15 protein-coding genes are annotated in these 16,242 nt (G+C 71.8%); 6 read left to right on the forward strand and 9 right to left on the reverse strand.

Translation table 11 applies throughout. The annotated features are described in order from the left end of the window. Positions 1-4: 4 nt before the first annotated feature. Positions 5-583 carry an alkaline shock response membrane anchor protein AmaP gene (amaP, locus tag ACFTZC_RS14800; protein WP_382889505.1) on the forward strand — a complete coding sequence of 193 codons (579 nt, stop codon included), beginning with the start codon at positions 5-7 and terminating at the stop codon, positions 581-583. 43 nt (positions 584-626) lie between these two features. Here the strand turns inward: amaP and ACFTZC_RS14805 are convergent, their stop codons facing one another. The 5 genes from ACFTZC_RS14805 to ACFTZC_RS14825 form a co-directional block, all read right to left on the reverse strand. Further along, entirely contained in the window at positions 627-1,382 is a 756-nt protein-coding gene (locus ACFTZC_RS14805) for an SDR family oxidoreductase (protein WP_382889508.1), read from the reverse strand. A 5-nt stretch (positions 1,383-1,387) separates the two neighbouring features. After that, a complete protein-coding gene (locus ACFTZC_RS14810) occupies positions 1,388-3,277 on the reverse strand; it encodes a glycoside hydrolase family 15 protein (RefSeq protein ID WP_382889510.1) in 1,890 nt (629 codons plus the stop codon). 63 nt (positions 3,278-3,340) lie between these two features. Continuing rightward, on the reverse strand, positions 3,341-4,150 hold the full coding sequence (locus ACFTZC_RS14815) for an SURF1 family protein (RefSeq protein ID WP_382889512.1): 810 nt from the start codon (positions 4,148-4,150) through the stop codon (positions 3,341-3,343). 105 nt (positions 4,151-4,255) lie between these two features. Beyond that, on the reverse strand, positions 4,256-4,489 hold the full coding sequence (locus ACFTZC_RS14820) for a hypothetical protein (RefSeq protein ID WP_382889514.1): 234 nt from the start codon (positions 4,487-4,489) through the stop codon (positions 4,256-4,258). 76 nt (positions 4,490-4,565) lie between these two features. Continuing rightward, complete coding sequence (locus ACFTZC_RS14825) at positions 4,566-5,669, reverse strand: DEDDh family exonuclease (RefSeq protein ID WP_382889515.1); 1,104 nt, start codon at positions 5,667-5,669, stop codon at positions 4,566-4,568. Positions 5,670-5,792: 123 nt separating this feature from the next. Here ACFTZC_RS14825 and ACFTZC_RS14830 point away from each other — a divergent pair, with 123 nt between their 5' ends. After that, positions 5,793-6,542, forward strand: a complete 750-nt coding sequence (locus ACFTZC_RS14830) for a VIT family protein (protein WP_382889517.1) — start codon at positions 5,793-5,795, stop codon at positions 6,540-6,542. On the opposite strand, the gene ACFTZC_RS14835 is transcribed toward ACFTZC_RS14830, so the two are convergent. After that, positions 6,539-9,586 (reverse strand): NACHT domain-containing protein, encoded by a 3,048-nt coding sequence (locus tag ACFTZC_RS14835; protein ID WP_382889518.1) that lies wholly within the window; start codon positions 9,584-9,586, stop codon positions 6,539-6,541. The genes ACFTZC_RS14830 and ACFTZC_RS14835 overlap by 4 nt on opposite strands. Before the next feature lie 89 nt (positions 9,587-9,675). Next, positions 9,676-11,256: a S8 family serine peptidase gene (locus ACFTZC_RS14840; protein WP_382889520.1), complete on the reverse strand. Its 1,581-nt coding sequence runs from the start codon at positions 11,254-11,256 to the stop codon at positions 9,676-9,678. A 264-nt stretch (positions 11,257-11,520) separates the two neighbouring features. On the opposite strand from ACFTZC_RS14840, the gene ACFTZC_RS14845 reads away from it, so the two are divergent. From ACFTZC_RS14845 to moaA, 3 genes are all read left to right on the forward strand, one after another. Next, on the forward strand, positions 11,521-11,964 hold the full coding sequence (locus tag ACFTZC_RS14845) for a DUF485 domain-containing protein (RefSeq protein ID WP_382889522.1): 444 nt from the start codon (positions 11,521-11,523) through the stop codon (positions 11,962-11,964). Next, positions 11,961-13,613: a cation acetate symporter gene (locus ACFTZC_RS14850; protein ID WP_382889524.1), complete on the forward strand. Its 1,653-nt coding sequence runs from the start codon at positions 11,961-11,963 to the stop codon at positions 13,611-13,613. The genes ACFTZC_RS14845 and ACFTZC_RS14850 overlap by 4 nt, the downstream gene beginning before the upstream one ends. A 207-nt stretch (positions 13,614-13,820) precedes the next feature. Next, complete coding sequence (moaA, locus tag ACFTZC_RS14855) at positions 13,821-14,810, forward strand: GTP 3',8-cyclase MoaA (protein WP_382889526.1); 990 nt, start codon at positions 13,821-13,823, stop codon at positions 14,808-14,810. Here moaA and ACFTZC_RS14860 read toward each other — a convergent pair. Both ACFTZC_RS14860 and ACFTZC_RS14865 read right to left on the reverse strand, forming a co-directional pair. Further along, positions 14,793-15,065, reverse strand: a complete 273-nt coding sequence (locus ACFTZC_RS14860; protein WP_382889528.1) for a hypothetical protein — start codon at positions 15,063-15,065, stop codon at positions 14,793-14,795. The genes moaA and ACFTZC_RS14860 overlap by 18 nt on opposite strands. 246 nt (positions 15,066-15,311) lie before the next feature. After that, positions 15,312-15,698 (reverse strand): DUF3099 domain-containing protein, encoded by a 387-nt coding sequence (locus ACFTZC_RS14865; RefSeq protein ID WP_382889530.1) that lies wholly within the window; start codon positions 15,696-15,698, stop codon positions 15,312-15,314. 235 nt (positions 15,699-15,933) lie between these two features. On the opposite strand from ACFTZC_RS14865, the gene ACFTZC_RS14870 reads away from it, so the two are divergent. Beyond that, positions 15,934-16,233 carry a GlsB/YeaQ/YmgE family stress response membrane protein gene (locus ACFTZC_RS14870; RefSeq protein ID WP_382889532.1) on the forward strand — a complete coding sequence of 100 codons (300 nt, stop codon included), beginning with the start codon at positions 15,934-15,936 and terminating at the stop codon, positions 16,231-16,233. Positions 16,234-16,242 lie beyond the last annotated feature (9 nt).

The raw sequence follows: 16,242 nt of genomic DNA on the forward strand, positions 1-16,242 counted from the left end.
CGGGATGATCCGCCTGGTCAACCGGGTGCTGCTCGCTCTCATCGGCCTGGCCCTGGTGTGCGGGGGCGGGGTGGTCCTCGCGGCCGGGGCGGGGTGGCCGGTGCCGTCCTGGTGGCCGTACGCCGGACCACGCGGCGTCCTGCTGAGCCGCGCGGACCGGCTCCGCTACCGCGACGAGGAGTGGTGGTGGCCGGCGGTCATCGCCGCCCTCGCGATCCTGGTCGTGCTCGCCCTGTGGTGGCTGCTGGCCCAACTGCGCCGCGCCCGGCTGCCGGAGGTTCTGATCGGCAGCGGTGACGGCGAGGGCGCGGTGGTGCGCGGCCGGGCGCTGGAGGACGTGCTCGCCGGCGACGCGGAGTCCCTGGACGGCGTGGCCCGCGCCGATGTCCGGCTGACCGGCCGCCGCACCGGTCCCTCTGCCCGGATCCGCCTCCTCCTGGAACCGCACGCGCCCCCGGCCGCGACACTGCGCCGCCTCTCCGACGAGTCCCTGGAGCGCGCCCGGAGCTCGGCCGGCCTGACGTCCCTCCCGGCGAAGGTACGGCTCCGGGCGGCGAAGCACCGGGCGGAACGGGTGAGCTGAGAGGGCCGTGCACGACGGCAGGGCAAAGCTTGCCGGGAGGGCACTAGAAGCTGTGGCGCGAGCCGCCGTCCACCGGGAGCATCACGCCCGTCAGATACGACGCGGCGGGCGACAGCAGGAACGCCGCCGTCCTGCCGAACTCCTCCGGCGTCCCGTACCGCCGCAGCGGGATCCGGGACTCGTGCGCCGCCCGCGCCGCCTCCGCGTCGCCCGACAGCGCGTCCAGTTCGCGGACCCGGTCCGTGTCGATCCGGGCCGGCAGCAGGCCGAGCACCCGGATTCCGCGCGGCCCGACCTCGTTCGCCAGGGACTTCGCGAACCCCGCGAGCCCGGGGCGCAGCCCGTTCGAGATGGTCAGGCCCGCCATCGGCTCATGGACCGAGCCGGAGAGCACGAAGCCGACGACCCCGCCCTCGGTCAGCTCCGCCGCCGCCGTGCGGGCCAGCCGTACCGCGCCGAGGAAGACCGAATCGAACGCCGTACGCCACTGCTCGTCGGTGTTGTCCGCGGCCGACCCGGGGGCCGGACCACCGACGCTGATCAGGACGCCGTCGAAGCGGCCGAACCGCTCCTTGGCGGTCGCGATGAGCTGTTCGGCCACCGCCGGGTCCGCGTTGTCCGCGGCCACTCCGTGCGCGCCGGGCCCTATCTCCGCCGCCGCGGCGGCGACGCTCTTCTCGTCGCGCCCCGAGATGACGACTTTCGCACCGTCCGCCGCGAGTGCTCCGGCGGCGGCGCGGCCCAGCCCCCGTGAGCCACCGGTGACGACGTAGACGCGGTCCTTCAGTCCAAGATCCATGGCCCCTATCCTGCCGTGCCGGCCCCTGTACTGTCGTCCCCGGGCCCGTTCCGTCCGCCGTCCCCGGGCCCCTCCCGTCCGCCGGTCTCCAGCGCGGTGGTGTCCGGCTCCTTCCCCGCCGCCACCCCCGCCAGCGTCAGCGCCGTCACCACCAGGCCGATGTGGCTGAACGCCTGCGGGTAGTTGCCGAGCTGCCGCCGCGCCACCGGGTCGTACTCCTCCGCGAGCAGCCCGACGTCGTTGCGGAGCGCGAGCAACTGCTCGAACAGTTCCTCGGCCTCCGCCGCGCGCCCGGTGAGGTGCAGCGCGTCGGCCAGCCAGAACGAGCAGACCAGAAACGTTCCTTCTTCGCCGGGCAGCCCGTCCACCGCCGGTCCGGCCGTGCTGTACCGGCGCAGCAGACCGTCCTGCCCCAGCTCCGCCCGTACCGCGTCGACCGTGCCGATCACCCGGGGGTCGTCCGGCGGCAGGAAGCCGACGCGCGGGATGAGCAGGGTCGCCGCGTCCAGCTCCGCCGAGCCGTACGACTGGGTGAAGGTGTTCCGCTCCGGGTCGTACCCCCTCTCGCACACCTCCCGGTGCACCTCGTCGCGCATCGCCCGCCACCGGCGCACGTCGCCGCGGAGCGTGGGGTCCTCCTCCAGGGCCCGTACGGCACGGTCCGCCGCGACCCAGGCCATCACCTTGGAGTGCACGAAGTGCCGGCGCGGTCCCCGTACCTCCCACAGCCCCTCGTCCGGCTCCCGCCACTTCGACTCCAGGAAGCCCAGCAGGCTGAGCTGGATGTTCCAGGCGTGGGGCTTGGGGGTGAGCCCGGCCGTACGCGCCACGTCCAGGGAGTCCATGACCTCCCCGTACACATCGAGCTGGAGCTGGTCGACGGCGCCGTTGCCGGTACGGACCGGTGCCGAGTCCGCGTGGCCGCGCAGCCACGGCAGCTCGCTCTCCGGGAGCCGGCGTTCACCGCCCAGCCCGTACATGATCTGGAGATCGGCCGGATCGCCGGCCACCGCGCGCAGCAGCCAGTCGCGCCAGGCCGCCGCCTCCTCCAGATAGCCGACGGAGACCAGCGCCCCCAGCACCAGGGTGGAGTCGCGCAGCCAGCAGTAGCGGTAGTCCCAGTTGCGTACGCCGCCCAGCACCTCCGGCAGCGAGGTGGTGAGCGCGGCGACGATGCCGCCCGTCGGGCCGTAGGTGAGCGCCTTGAGCGTGATGAGCGAGCGCACGACGGCCGCGCGGTGCTGGCCCCGGTAGCGGCAGCGCGCCGCCCAGGTCTCCCAGTCCTCCAGGCTGTGCGCCAGCGCGTCGAACGGATCGACGCGCGTCGGGCGCGGCTCGTGCGAGGGGTGCCAGGTGAGGACGAACGCCACCGACTCGCCGGGCCCGACCGTGAACGACGAACAGGTGCTGAAGTGCTGCCCCCAGGTCTTCACCGGAGGCTGGCTGCGCAGCCAGACGGAGTCGGGTCCCGCGACGGCGACCCGGTGGCCGTCCGAGCGGCGCACCCACGGCACCACGGAGCCGTAGTCGAAGCGCAGCCGCAGGGTGGCGGTCATGTCCACGGAGCCGCTGACGCCCTCGATGATCCGCACGATGTCGGGGGCCCGTTCGCGCTGCGGCATGAAGTCGATGACGCGGACGGTGCCGGTCCTCGTCTCCCACACCGTCTCCAGCACCAGTGAGTCACCCAGATAGCCGCGCCGCGTGCACACCCCGGCCCCGGCGGGAGCGACCCGCCAGTGACCGTTCTCCTCGCCGCCGAGCAGCGCGGCGAAGCAGGCGGCCGAGTCGAAGCGAGGAAGGCACAGCCAGTCGATGGAGCCGTTCCTGCCGACCAGGGCGGCGGTCTGGAGATCGCCGATGAGTGCGTAATCCTCGATGCGTTGCTGGTTCACGCCAGGGCTGTTCCCGTACGGCGGGGGCGCTAAGCAGCGGGAGCCCGGCCGGGGCGGCGGGGGTCAGGCGTTCGCGGGCTCGGGCTCGGCCCCCGCGTCCGTCTCCTCGGCGCTCTTCGCGGCGGCGGCCGCGGCGCGGTCGCGCTTCTCGTTGCGTACGAGGATTCCCCAGCCGACCGGCACGGCGGCCACGAACAGCCACCACTGGACGGCGTACGCCATGTGCGGGCCGATCGAGCTGTCGTCCGGGTTCCGGATCGGCTGGGGACTGCCGTCCGCCGGCACCGGGGAGGTCAGCTCGACATAGCCGCCGAGGACGGTACGGCCCAGCTCCTCCTGCTGCTGGCGGCTGCTGATCAGCATGACCTGGCGGGGCGGCAGGTCCCCCACGTCCCGGATGCCGGTGACCGCGGAGGTCTCGTCGGCCTTCAGCCGGCCCGCGATGGTGACCTCGCCCTCGGGAGGGGCGGGGATGCTCGGGAAGGCGTGCTGGTCGCCGTTGGCCGGGATCCAGCCCCGGTTGACGATGACCGCCCGCCCGTCCTTCATGATCAGCGGGATCAGGACGTGGTAGCCGACCCGGTCGTCGTTGGAGGTCCTGCGGCGTACGACGACCTCGTGCTCGGGGTCGAACGTGCCGGTGACGGTGACGCCGCGCCAGTAGTCGGCGCGCGGGACGGAGTGCCCGGGGGAGGTCAGCTCGGTGACCGGTACGGGCTTCGCCGCGAGGTTGGCCGAGATCAGTGAGTTCTGGGCGACCTTGCGCTCATGGCGGTGCAACTGCCAGAAGCCCAGCTCGATCATCGCGGGGATGAGCGCGAGGGCAAGGAGGGTGAGGATCACCCATTGCCGGGACAACAGGAAGCGGTACACGCCAACGACGGTACCCGGCGGGTCCCGGCGCCCGGAGCGGGGGGTCGGCCTCGGCCGCCGCCGGGCCGCGCACGGTCGTGCGCCGGATCAGTGCGGCCGGGGGCCTCAGACGCGGTCGACGATCCCCACCCTGCCGTCGGCGCGGGCGCAGTGGCCGCCGCAGAACCAGTGCCCGTCCACCTCGACGCCCTGCCCGATGACCTGGACCCGGCAGTGCTCGCAGATCGGCGCCATCCGGTGGATGGCGCAGGCGAAGCAGTCGAAGATGTGCACCGCGCCCTGCGCGTGCACCTCGAAGGACATGCCGTAATCGTTTCCGCAGACCTCACAACGTGCCATGCGCCACAGAGTGGAGCGCGAGGGGCCGGGGAGCGAGCGGTCCGGTGGCGAGTCGCGGGTCAATTCACCCGTCTGCTCACCCGTCCGCCGATCCGTCCATGGGGAACAGCGCGGGAGCCGACTCCTGCGCCGGTACGGGACGGCCTTCCGGCACGGGACGGTTCTCCTGCACGCGGCGGTCCTCCGGTACGGGGCCGCCCGCGGGCGTCACGTCCCGCAGGAGCTGGGTGAAGGCCGCCTCGTCCACGACCGGGGTCCCGAACGACGCCGCCTTGACCGTCTTCGACGTCGAGGCCCCCGGATCGTTCGTCACCAGCAGACTCGTCAGCCGGGACACGCTCGTCGCGACATGCAGCCCCGCCTCCACCGCCCGGTCCTCCAGCAGCTCCCGGTCGACGGACGTGTCCCCCGAGAACGCCACCCGCATCCCCTGCTTCAGCGTCCCGCCCGGCACGTACCGCCCCGGGTTCGGATACGGACAGGCGGGCCGCTTGCGCGACGGCCGCCAGCTTCCCTGACGGTACGACGACTGGCCGTACGACGGCTGATACCCCACCCGGGGCCGCGACGGGGCGTCGGACCACTCGGTCAGCGGCCGGCACTCCAGCAGCGGCAGCCGTACGCCGCCCCGCGCCGCGGCGTGCAGGCTCGGCCGGAACGCCTCGGCCAGCACCCGGGCGTCGTCCAGCGCGTGGTGCGCCTGCCGCTGTTCGACACCGAAGTGCGCGGCGAGCGACTCCAGTTTGTGGTTGGGCAGGGGCAGGCCCAGCTCCTTGGAGAGCGCGATGGTGCACAGCCGCTGCCGGGTGGGGGCGGTGCGCTTCGCGCGCGCGTACTCCCGGGCGATCATCGACCAGTCGAAGATCGCGTTGTGCGCCACGAGCACCCGCCCGTCCAGCCGCTCGGCCAGCTCCTCGGCCACCTCGGGGAAGAGCGGCGCGCCCGCCAGCACCTCACTCGTCAGACCGTGGATCCACACGGGCCCCGGATCGCGCTCCGGGTTGACGAGGGTGTACCAGTGGTCCTCGACATTGCCGAGGGCGTCCAGACGGTAGACGGCGGCGGAGATTATCCGGTCGTCGCGGGCGAGACCGGTGGTCTCGACGTCGACCACCGCGTACCCCTGTGGATAGGCGGTCGGCCATGCCGCTGAAGTCGTCTGCGTCTGGTCGTCAAGCATGGTCACAGAGAATACGGGCCGGGACCGACAGTGCTGTTGCCCGGTCAGCCGTTGCCCCGTCAACGGCCTTGACGGGCGGGTCGGTACGCGCGCCACGAGGCCCCGGGGTGAGACCTTGGCGGGATGACCGACCCCACGCAGCAGGATGAACCGTCCGGCGAACCCCGTCCCGAACCCCACGACGAACCCCACGGTGACTCCCTCGGCCCCCGCCTCAACTGGCTGCGCGCGGCCGTCCTCGGCGCGAACGACGGCATCGTCTCCACGGCGGGCATCGTCGTCGGGGTCGCGGGCGCCACCCAGGCCCGCTCCACCCTGCTCACGGCGGGGCTCGCCGGGCTGCTGGCCGGATCGATGTCGATGGCGGCGGGGGAGTACGTGTCCGTCTCCACCCAGCGCGACTCGGAGAAGGCGGCACTGGAGACGGAGAAGCGGGAACTGCGCGAGCAGCCGCAGGCCGAACTGGACGAGCTGACGGAGATGCTCGCGGCCCGCGGTCTCTCGCAGGACGTGGCGAGAGAGGCCGCGGAACAACTCACCCACAGCGACGCCCTGCGCGCCCACGCGAGCGTGGAACTGGGCATCGACCCCGACGCCCTCACCAACCCCTGGCACGCGGCGGGCGCCAGCTTCCTCGCCTTCACGGCGGGCGCCCTGCTCCCCCTCCTGGCGATGGTGCTCCCACCGGCGTCCCTGCGCCTCTGGATCACCGTCCTGTCGGTCCTGGCGGCCCTGGCCCTGACGGGCTGGGTCAGCGCCCGCCTCGGCTCGGCGTCGGTGGGCCCCGCACTGCTGCGCAACGTCGCCGGGGGAGCGGTGGCGATGGGGGTGACGTACGGGGCGGGGACGTTGCTGGGGGCGGCGGGGGTCTAACCGGCGTGGATGATCCGGCCCGGCGGGAATGTGTCCTCGCCACGGACCGGGGTGTCTCCGCGCAGCATGATCATCAGGTCGTCCACGGCGGTCAGCGGAGACAGATCGATCGGCCCGCTGGCCTGCGTGCAGAAGGAGAGGATGAGGTTGCGGAGGTTCGGGAGGCGGGTCAACGGCTCCAGTCCGCCGACGTGGTGGCAATTCGACAGTTGGATATCGCTCAGCGAGTCCCAGTCGGCCAGCCATGCGAGGTTCAGGCTGTCGTCCTCGATGAGATGAAGAGTGGTGAGGGGGAGCGGGGCAGGAAGACCGCTCACCTCGTCGACCTGCCGGGTGCCGGAGACCGCCAGCTCACGGAGCGCCGGCAAGCTGCCGACTCCGTCCAGTGTCAGATGGCCGGCATCCTTGCCCAGGAAGAGACGGGTCAGTTGTGGACCGAGGGGGAGTTCACCGACCGAGGCCGCCGCCACGGGGGAGTTGAGCGCGAAGTCCGTGAGGCCCTCCAGCCGCCGTAGCGGGGACAGGTCCCGCAGCGCGGTGCAGCGAATCAAGCTCAGTGCGCGCAGGGAGGCGATGTCCGCCAAGGGGGAGAGATCGGTCACCCGGGGGTTGTTGCCGACGTACAGCTCTTCGAGTGCGCGGAGAACGCTCAGGGGTGATACATCGGCAAAGGAGCCGAGCAGAGAGAGGTCGTGTACCTCCGGAAGCAGCCGCAGCGCACGGAGCTGATCCTCCGTCCGTACGTGGAGGGAGACCTGTGTCCACTCGCGAGGGGCCAACACCGACCGGGCATACGTGTCCGCTTCGAAACTGCCCCAGGCCGACGACATCTCGATGCCGACCCAGTAACGCTCGTCCTCCCGGAACCGCGAGATCACCTCCAGCGCCGCGTCGCCCCCCACCAGCCCGGCCGTCCGCACGACCCCCGCCGCGCTCTCCTCATCCAGCTCCTCCGGCCCGGGCAGCAGCTCCAGCACCAGTTCGCCCGCCTTGGCCAGTTCCTCGGCCTCCTCAGGGCCACGCGGCGGAATCAGCCCCGCCGTCCGCTCCTCGATCTCCTCCCGGACCGCCGGATCCAGCTCCGGCGCGTGCTCCAGTGATGCCGCCGCCAGCAGGACCAGGCGGCTCCTGTGGCGCTGAACCTTGTCCGCGCGGCGCAGCAACTGCCGGAGCAGCCTGGTCCGTTCGTCGGGGCGGGCGTGGCCCACCGCCATCCGGACCACGTCGTCCCACTGGTCGTCGTGTGCGTGGCGTACCAGCACACCGAAGTCGCGCGCCTCGACCGCCGCCTTCGCGCCCAGGTAGTCCTGGAACGTCCGGTGGACGAAGTCGACGGAACCCGGGACCGGTTCGCGCAGCAGGCCGCTGCGGATCAGCAGATGCGCGAAGACCTGGTCCGCGTCGCCCTCCACCTGGGGCATCACGGCCAGCCACTCGCCCACCATCTCCACGGCCTCCTCGCGGGCCGCCTCCACCTGGCCGTTGCGGATCAGCCAGTACGCCAGCCGCTGGAGCAGCACCGTCTGCTCGTCGCGCGTGAGGTCCACGCCTTCGACGCCGACGACTTCGCGCTCCGTGTCGCGCCGTACGAGCAGCAGGTCCAGGGCCGCGTCGTACAACTCCTTCCTCGCGCGCGGCAGTCGCATCCTGCGGTCGCGGTTCAGGGCGCACAGCAGCGCGCACATCAGCGGGTTCGTCGCCAGCCGGCCCAAGTCGCGCCGCCCCGAGACCGCCTGGAGCAGGGACTGTTCGTACGTATCCAGCTGAGCCGCGTCCGGCGGGCACTCCTGGCGCGCCGCGTCGTGCCAGTGCCTGACGAACGCGCGGATGTCGCCGCGCTCCATCGGCAGCAGCGAGTGCGCGGTGAAGCCATGGCCCGTCAGCCACTCCTCGGGGACGGCGGAGGGCCGCGTCGTCACCACGTACCGCGCCTCCGGGAACGCCGCGATCAGGGACTTCAGCCAGCTCTCCGTACGGGCCCGCAGCCGCGCCGGGACCTCGTCCACCCCGTCCACCAGCACCAGCGCCCGGCCGCTCGTCAGCAGGTCCTCCACCCACCCCGCGGGTGCCGAGGCGCCCAGCGGTACGCCCGCCGCCCGCAGGAAGTCGGCGGGCAGCGGCAGTTCGGCGGAGGTCGTGAACGCGCGCAGCCGCAGGACGAACGGCACGCACGCGTTCCAGGCCGCGAGTTCGGCGGGGAAGGTGCGCCGGGCCGCGTTCAGCGCCAGCCACTGGACCAGCGTGCTCTTGCCGGAGCCGGCCGGGCCGCGCAGCACCACCCGGCGCGCGCCCCGCAGGGCCTGTTCGGCCTTGACCGGGCCCTGGGGGGAGGCGCTCTCGCTCCAGGGATTCTGCCATCGGGTTTCTTCCCGGTCACCGGTGACCGCGAGGCTGATGTACGCCGTGTCCAGCGGCCATTCGCTCGCCGACCTGCCCAGCGTCAGCCCGTACAGCTCCAGCCGGCCCTGGGTCGCCGCCACGTACTCCGCGTACCGCCCCTCGAACTCCAGCGTGGCAGCGGCGGGGCGCGGGCCCAGCCGGTCCCGTACGTCCTCCACCAGATCCCGGGTGCGCCCCGCCGACCGGGTCTGCTCCACCGCCGCCCGGGCCGTGAACGAGGGGTGCGCCGTGAGCTGCTCCACCACATGCGCGCAACACAGCCCGAGCAGTTCGTCGTACAGCCCGAGTGCTCGCTCGCTCAGCCCGGCCGCCGGGGCCCGCAGCCGGGCGCACAGCCGGGCCGGGTCCAGGTCCAGCGAGAAGAGCAGCTCCGCGTCGAGGGCGCCCGCCGCCGCGAAGGTGTCCTGTACGGAGTCGGCCGCCGCCTGCCGTTCGTGTTCGGGGAGCGCGGCGTACGCGTCGGAGAGGCGTCCGGCCAGGACTCTCGCCAGGCGGCGTGGGGCGTCCTGGCCCACCGGACGGGGGAGCGGGCGGACCGGGTCGCCGACCAGGGCCGCGCCCGGCCGCGGGGTCAGCAGGGACTTGGCGATCGCGCCCGCGACCGTACCCGCGAGACGGATCAGCAGCACTTCCGGACCTGACACAGCAGCCTCCCCCGACGCCGGTACACATGATCGTACGGTCGTCGGGGGAGGCCGGGGGCGCGTTCGCCCGCGCCCGGTGCTGTGCGCCGCTACTTGCTGACGGCGGCCAGGGCGTCGACCAGGCCCGCCCCGTAGAAGCTGTTGTAGCGCTCGCCGCCCTCGCAGACGGCGTCGATCCGGCCGTCACCGTCGATGTCGTACGCCTCCGGGCAGGCGACGTCGTCCGCCTGCGCCTTCAGCAGCGCCTTGATCGCCCACGCGGGGGCGTGCGGGTGCGTCGACTTCAGCAGCGCCGCCACGCCCGCGGCGTGCGGGGAGGCCATCGACGTACCGGCCATGTAGCCCCAGCCGCCGCCCGGCAACGGGCCGAGGATCAGACCGCTGGTGGCCGGCGGGGCCGGGGTCTGGTAGCGGGTGGAGTCGCCGCCCGGGGCCGCGACGTCGATGATGCCCAGACCGTGGTTGGAGAACGAGGACTTCAGGTTCTTGGCGCCGGTGGAGGCGACCGTCACCACGCCGGGCAGCTGGGTCGGTATGTCGAAGCACTCGGACGGGTCGATGACCCGCTCACCCGGCGTCGAGTCGTTCGGGCTGCTCGGGTCGGTGATCGAGTCGGCCGCGAGGTCGTAGTTCTCGTTGCCCGCCGCGGCCACGTTGACCGTGCCCCTGCTCTCCGCGTACCGGGTGGCCCGGGTGATCGAGTCGACCAGGGCCTTCTGGTCCGGGTCGCTCGTGCAGTTGAAGTACCACGGGTCGGTGTAGTAGCTGTTGTTCGTCACGTCCACGCCGTGCTCGGCGGCCCAGACGAAGCTGCACACGACGGCCTCGGTGAAGAAGTACCCGGCCGGGGTGGACGCCTTGATGCCGGCGACCTTCACGCCCGGCGCGACACCGGTGATCCCGACGCCGTTCTTCGCCCCGGCTATCTCACCCGCCACATGGGTGCCGTGCGGGCTCTCCTCGGCGGTCGGCCGCCAGGCGCCGTCCGCCGTGTCGGGCTTGCCGCTCACGCAGTTGACCGAGGCGGCGCGGTCGAAGTTCGGGGCTATGTCCGGGTGCGTGTCGTCCACGCCCGTGTCGATGACCGCCACAGTGACGTTTTTGCTGCCGAGGGTCTTCTCGTGGGCCTTGTCCGCCTTGATGGCGGGCAGGTCCCACTGCAAGGGCTCCAGCGGGTCCTGGGCCAGTGCCCGGCCCGACGCCCCGCCCGCCTGCTTGTTGGCGCGCTCGGCCTTGGCGGTCGCCGCCGCGATCTCCTCGGCCGTTACCGCCCGGGGCGCCCCGAGGTCCGTCGTGGACTGGGAGGGCAGCGGCGAGGTACGGGTCGCCCCGGCCGAGTCGACGCCCCTGACCTTGCGGACGGTCCGGGCGAAGTCGGGGTTCTGCGAGGTGGCGACGATGACCCCGATGCGGTCGTACGTCGTCACCACCGTGCCGCCGGCCTTGCCGATCGCCTTCTCGACCGACCGGGCCGTGGAGCGTCCGCCGCGGGTGTTGACCACGTACGAGAGCTTCGGCCCGTCCGTCACGACGGGGGCGGACGGGCCGCCTTCCGGGGCCGTGACCGCGGCCGTGGCCGTACCCGCCGGCAGGAAGCCGAGCGTGACGGTGAGGGCCAGACCTGCGGGCAGCGCGAGGACGCGCCGCCGTCTGGATCCCAGATGAGCCATGGGTTCTCCACATCATCCGTGAGAGCCGTCCGGGCGCGGGCTACGCCTGGACGGGTACATGACCAGTGAAGTTATCGCCGACCAGCCGCGCTCATCAATCACTTCCCGAATCCTTTCCGGAAGAACCGGAAGAAAAAGGCCGGTGTTGAACCGCTTCGCCACGCCTCCCGTGCCGTTGTCAGGGGGACCAGTGCCTACGCGATTCCTGTGAGGTCTCCCGTCCCCATGAACCACCCCACCGCACCCGCGTCACGAGGAGAGTCCGTGGCTTCCGACACACCGCCGCCGCCCGAGGGCGGTACGGACACCAGCACCGCCCCGTCCACACCCGAGGGAGCCCCGGAGGACGGGGCTCCGCAGGTCCGGATCGAGAAGGACGGGCCCACGACGGCCCAGCCCACGACGGCCCAGTACGTCGCGGTGCAGCAGAGCGAGGAGTTCGGCGAACTGCGCCGTACGTACCGCTCCTTCGCCTTCCCGCTGACCGTCGCCTTCATCGCCTGGTACCTGCTCTACGTCCTGCTGTCCAACTACGCGGGCGGCTTCATGGGCACCAAGGTCTTCGGCAACATCAACGTCGCGCTGGTCCTCGGCCTCGCGCAGTTCGCCACCACCTTCCTCATCGCCTGGGTCTACTCGCGGCACGCGGCGCGGAAGCTCGACCCGCAGGCCGAGGCCATCAAGTCCCGCATGGAGGCGGACGCATGAGCCATCCCGTCACTCTCCTCGGCCAGTCGGCCCCGGTGCGGCTCGCCGCCGCCGGCGACGCCAGCGAGCACCGGCCGCTGATCATCACGCTCTTCGGGCTCTTCGTCGTGGCGACCCTGATCATCACCGTCTGGGCCGGCCGCCAGACCAAGGACGCCTCGGACTTCTACGCGGGCGGCCGGCAGTTCACCGGCTTCCAGAACGGCCTCGCCGTCTCCGGCGACTACATGTCCGCCGCGTCGTTCCTCGGGATCGCCGGGGCCATCGCGCTCTTCGGGTACGACGGCTTCCTCTACTCCATCGGCTTCCTGGTCGCCTGGCTGGTCGCGCTGCTGCTCGTCGCCGAACCGCTGCGCAACTCCGGCCGGTACACGATGGGCGACGTCCTCGCGTACCGCATGCGCCAGCGCCCGGTCCGTACCGCCGCGGGCACCTCCACCATCGTCGTGTCGATCTTCTACCTGCTGGCGCAGATGGCCGGCGCGGGCGTGCTGGTCTCCCTGCTGCTCGGCATCACCAGCGACGCGGGGAAGATCGCGATCGTCGCGCTGGTCGGCCTGCTGATGATCGTGTACGTCACGATCGGCGGCATGAAGGGCACCACCTGGGTGCAGATGGTCAAGGCCGTCCTGCTCATCGCGGGCACCCTGCTGATCACGCTCCTGATCCTGTGGAAGTTCCACTTCAACCTCTCCGACCTGCTGGGCACGGCGGCGAGCAACAGCGGCAAGGGCGCGGCCTTCCTGGAGCCCGGTCTCAAGTACGGTGCGACGGCCACCTCGAAGCTGGACTTCATCTCGCTGGGGATCGCCCTGGTCCTCGGTACGGCGGGGCTGCCGCACATCCTGATCCGCTTCTACACCGTGCCGACCGCGCAGGCGGCCCGCAAGTCGGTCATCTGGGCCATCGGCATCATCGGCGCCTTCTACCTGATGACGATCGTCCTCGGCTTCGGCGCCGCCGCGCTCCTCAAGCCGGACGACATCATCGCCTCCAACAAGGCGGGCAACACGGCGGCTCCCCTGGCGGCCCTGGAGATCGGCGGTGGCGCCGGGTCGACGGGCGGCGCGATCCTGCTGGCCGTGATCTCGGCGGTCGCCTTCGCCACCATCCTCGCGGTGGTGGCCGGGCTGACGCTCGCCTCGTCCTCGTCGTTCGCCCACGACATCTACGCCAATGTGATCCGCAAGGGTGAGGCGACCGAGCAGGAGGAGGTCCGCGCGGCCCGCTGGGCGACCGTCGCCATCGGTGTCGTCTCCATCGGACTCGGTGCCATGGCCCGCGATCTGAACGTGGCCGGACTGGTCGCGCTCGCCTTCGCCGTCGCCGCCTCGGCCAACCTGCCGACGATCCTGTACAGCCTGTTCTGGAAGAGGTTCACCACCCAGGGCGCCCTGTGGTCCATCTACGGCGGTCTGTCCTCGTCCGTCCTGCTGGTGCTCTTCTCGCCGGTCGTCTCGGGCAAGCCCACGTCGATGTTCCCCGACGTCGACTTCCACTTCTTCCCGCTGGAGAACCCGGGGCTGATCTCCATCCCGCTGGGCTTCCTGCTGGGCTGGCTGGGCACCGTACTCTCCAAGGAGGAGCCCGACAGCGGCAAGTACGCCGAGCTGGAGGTCAAGTCCCTCACCGGTACGGGGGCGCACTGACCTCGATCGGGTGAACGAGTCCTGATCCGGGGCCGCGTCGTGGAATCCCGCGACGCGGCCCCGCTGCTGTCAGCACCGACAACGGTGTTGGAGGTCTGACGTAGGCTCGAAGGAGTCCGGATCCGATCACCGGCCGGTCACCGGCCGGTCACTGGCCGGTCACCGGGGAGCCATACCCACCACCAGACATCACCGGGAGGGGCCAGCGTGCTCATCGACACCTACGGCCGGGTTGCCACGGACCTTCGTGTCTCACTCACGGACAAGTGCAACCTGCGGTGCACCTATTGCATGCCGGAGGAGGGTCTCCAGTGGCTCACGAAAACCGAGCTGCTGACCGATGACGAGATCGTCCGGCTGATCGGGCTGGCCGTGACGCGTCTGGGCATCGAGGAGATCCGCTTCACCGGCGGTGAGCCGCTGCTCAGGCCGGGGCTCGTCGGCATCGTGGAGCGGTGCGCGGCGCTGGAGCCGCGCCCCAGGATGTCGCTGACCACCAACGGCATCGGGCTGGTGCGTACGGCCGCCGCGCTGAAGGCCGCCGGGCTGGACCGCGTCAACGTCTCCCTCGACACCCTGCGGCCCGACGCCTTCAAGGCCCTCACCCGCCGGGACCGCCACCGGGACGTCCTCGACGGACTGCGCGCGGCCCGTGACGCGGGGCTGACCCCCGTCAAGGTCAATACGGTCCTGATGCCGGGGGTCAACGAGGACGAGGCCCCCGACCTGCTGGCCTGGGCGGTCGAACACGGCTACGAGCTGCGGTTCATCGAGCAGATGCCCCTCGACGCGCAGCACGGCTGGAAGCGCGACAGCATGGTCACGGCCGGTGACATCCTGGCCTCGCTGCGGACCCGCTTCACGCTGACCGAGGAGAGCGGGAGCGCACGGGGCTCGGCGCCCGCCGAACGCTGGCTCGTGGACGGCGGCCCGCACCGCGTGGGGGTGATCGCCTCCGTCACCCGTCCCTTCTGCCGCGCCTGCGACCGCACCCGGCTGACGGCCGACGGCCAGGTGCGTACCTGCCTGTTCGCCCGGGAGGAGACCGACCTGCGGGCCGCCCTGCGCTCGGGCGCCCCCGACGAGGAGATAGCCACGCTCTGGAAGCTGGCGATGTGGGGAAAGAAGGCCGGTTCCGGTCTGGACGATCCCGCGTTCCTCCAGCCGGACCGGCCCATGTCAGCCATCGGAGGCTGAACCGGGCTCCTCGCGCTCCTCCCACTCCGCCAGGGTCACGACCTCCTTGAGGAACCCGCGCACCCCCAGGAACGACGAAAGGTGTTCCCGGTGCGCGTCGCACGCCAGCCAGGTCTTGCGGCGCTCCGGCGTGTGCAGCTTGGGGTTGTTCCAGGCGAGGACCCAGACGGCGGCGTCCCGGCAGCCCTTCGCCGAGCAGACCGGAGCCGCGCTGTCGTCGGGGGAATCAGGAGTGGGGAAGAGGGGGAAGTTCACCCACCCACCCTAGGACGGAAAAGACCGCGCTCGACCCCGGAAAAGGCGACGCCGAGCAGCCACGGGGGGAGCTGCCCGGCGTCGGTCCGTCGCTCCGACGGGGGATGCGGAGCGCCTGCAAAGTATGTCACGCGCAATGGGGTGCCGTGCACCGGAACTTCACGATTGATCTGAGCTTTTCCTGAGGCTGCGCCTGCCTCAGGCGGACGCGGTGAGTCCGCTCCCGCCGGTGTCCGCCGCCTCTCGTCACGTCGGTTCATGTGTCGGTGACGGCCCCTCGCGGTACTCCCGGCCGGTGCCCCCGGCCCCCGCTTGCGCCGTACCGGGCGCGGGCGGCGCCGCGATCATCGGGGGCAGTGTCGGCGTGGCCACGAACGTGGCGGGCAGTGCGGGGGAGTTCTCCCGGCCCGCGTTGGCGATCACCACCGCCACATAGGGCAGCAGCACCCCCAGGGCGAGCGTCACGATCGCGACAGGCCTTTGCACGTTCCACAGGGCCACCGTGGCGATCACCGAGAGCGTCCGCACCGTCATCGAGATCACATACCGGCGCTGCCGGCCACGTACATCCTCGGCCAGTCCCGTACGGGCCCCGGTGATCTGGAAGACCTCCGTGCCGCTCTGCTTGCGCATCACGTTCCACCACCCGATTCCCGCCGCCGGACTCCCCGGACCGGAGTACCCCTCACGGTACGCCCGGCGCCCGGCGGCGACGAGAGGGGGTCACCCTTCAGAGCGACCGACGCCCCTCGTCGGTCCGGCCGACGCCGCTCGTCACGCCCCGTACGGCCGCGTCCGACATGCGCCGTATGGGCGATCGCCACAGACTGGCCCTCATGCGCACATCGCGCCGCGTGAGGAGGCGACCATGAGCTGGTTGTGGGTCATCATCGTGGGCCTGGTGCTCGGCCTGATCGCCAAAGCGATCATCCCGGGCAAGCAGAACATCCCGCTGTGGCTGACGATCCTCTGCGGGATCCTGGGCAGCGTGCTCGGCAACGCCGTCGCCGGCTGGCTCGGGGTGGCCGACACCAAGGGGGTCGACTGGACCCGGCACGTGCTCCAGCTCATCGGGGCCGTCATCGTGGTCGCGCTGGTCGCCAAGCTCTGGCAGACGATCCGCGGCAGCAAGGGCACGGGCACCACCGGCACCCGGGAGCGAATCTGACGGATTCCG

The sequence above is a fragment of the Streptomyces sp. NPDC056987 genome, from assembly GCF_042673865.1.
In the GTDB taxonomy this organism is placed as follows: Bacteria; Actinomycetota; Actinomycetes; order Streptomycetales; family Streptomycetaceae; genus Streptomyces.

What these genes read in the sequence shown, in the direction of transcription:
- amaP (WP_382889505.1), top strand. Translation starts at nt 5, where the DNA reads ATGATCCGCCTGGTCAACCGGGTGCTGCTCGCTCTCATCGGCCTGGCC.
- ACFTZC_RS14805 (WP_382889508.1), bottom strand. Translation starts at nt 1,382, where the DNA reads ATGGATCTTGGACTGAAGGACCGCGTCTACGTCGTCACCGGTGGCTCA.
- ACFTZC_RS14820 (WP_382889514.1), bottom strand. Translation starts at nt 4,489, where the DNA reads ATGGCACGTTGTGAGGTCTGCGGAAACGATTACGGCATGTCCTTCGAG.
- ACFTZC_RS14825 (WP_382889515.1), bottom strand. Translation starts at nt 5,669, where the DNA reads ATGCTTGACGACCAGACGCAGACGACTTCAGCGGCATGGCCGACCGCC.
- ACFTZC_RS14830 (WP_382889517.1), top strand. Translation starts at nt 5,793, where the DNA reads ATGACCGACCCCACGCAGCAGGATGAACCGTCCGGCGAACCCCGTCCC.
- ACFTZC_RS14840 (WP_382889520.1), bottom strand. Translation starts at nt 11,256, where the DNA reads ATGGCTCATCTGGGATCCAGACGGCGGCGCGTCCTCGCGCTGCCCGCA.
- ACFTZC_RS14850 (WP_382889524.1), top strand. Translation starts at nt 11,961, where the DNA reads ATGAGCCATCCCGTCACTCTCCTCGGCCAGTCGGCCCCGGTGCGGCTC.
- ACFTZC_RS14865 (WP_382889530.1), bottom strand. Translation starts at nt 15,698, where the DNA reads ATGCGCAAGCAGAGCGGCACGGAGGTCTTCCAGATCACCGGGGCCCGT.
- ACFTZC_RS14870 (WP_382889532.1), top strand. Translation starts at nt 15,934, where the DNA reads ATGAGCTGGTTGTGGGTCATCATCGTGGGCCTGGTGCTCGGCCTGATC.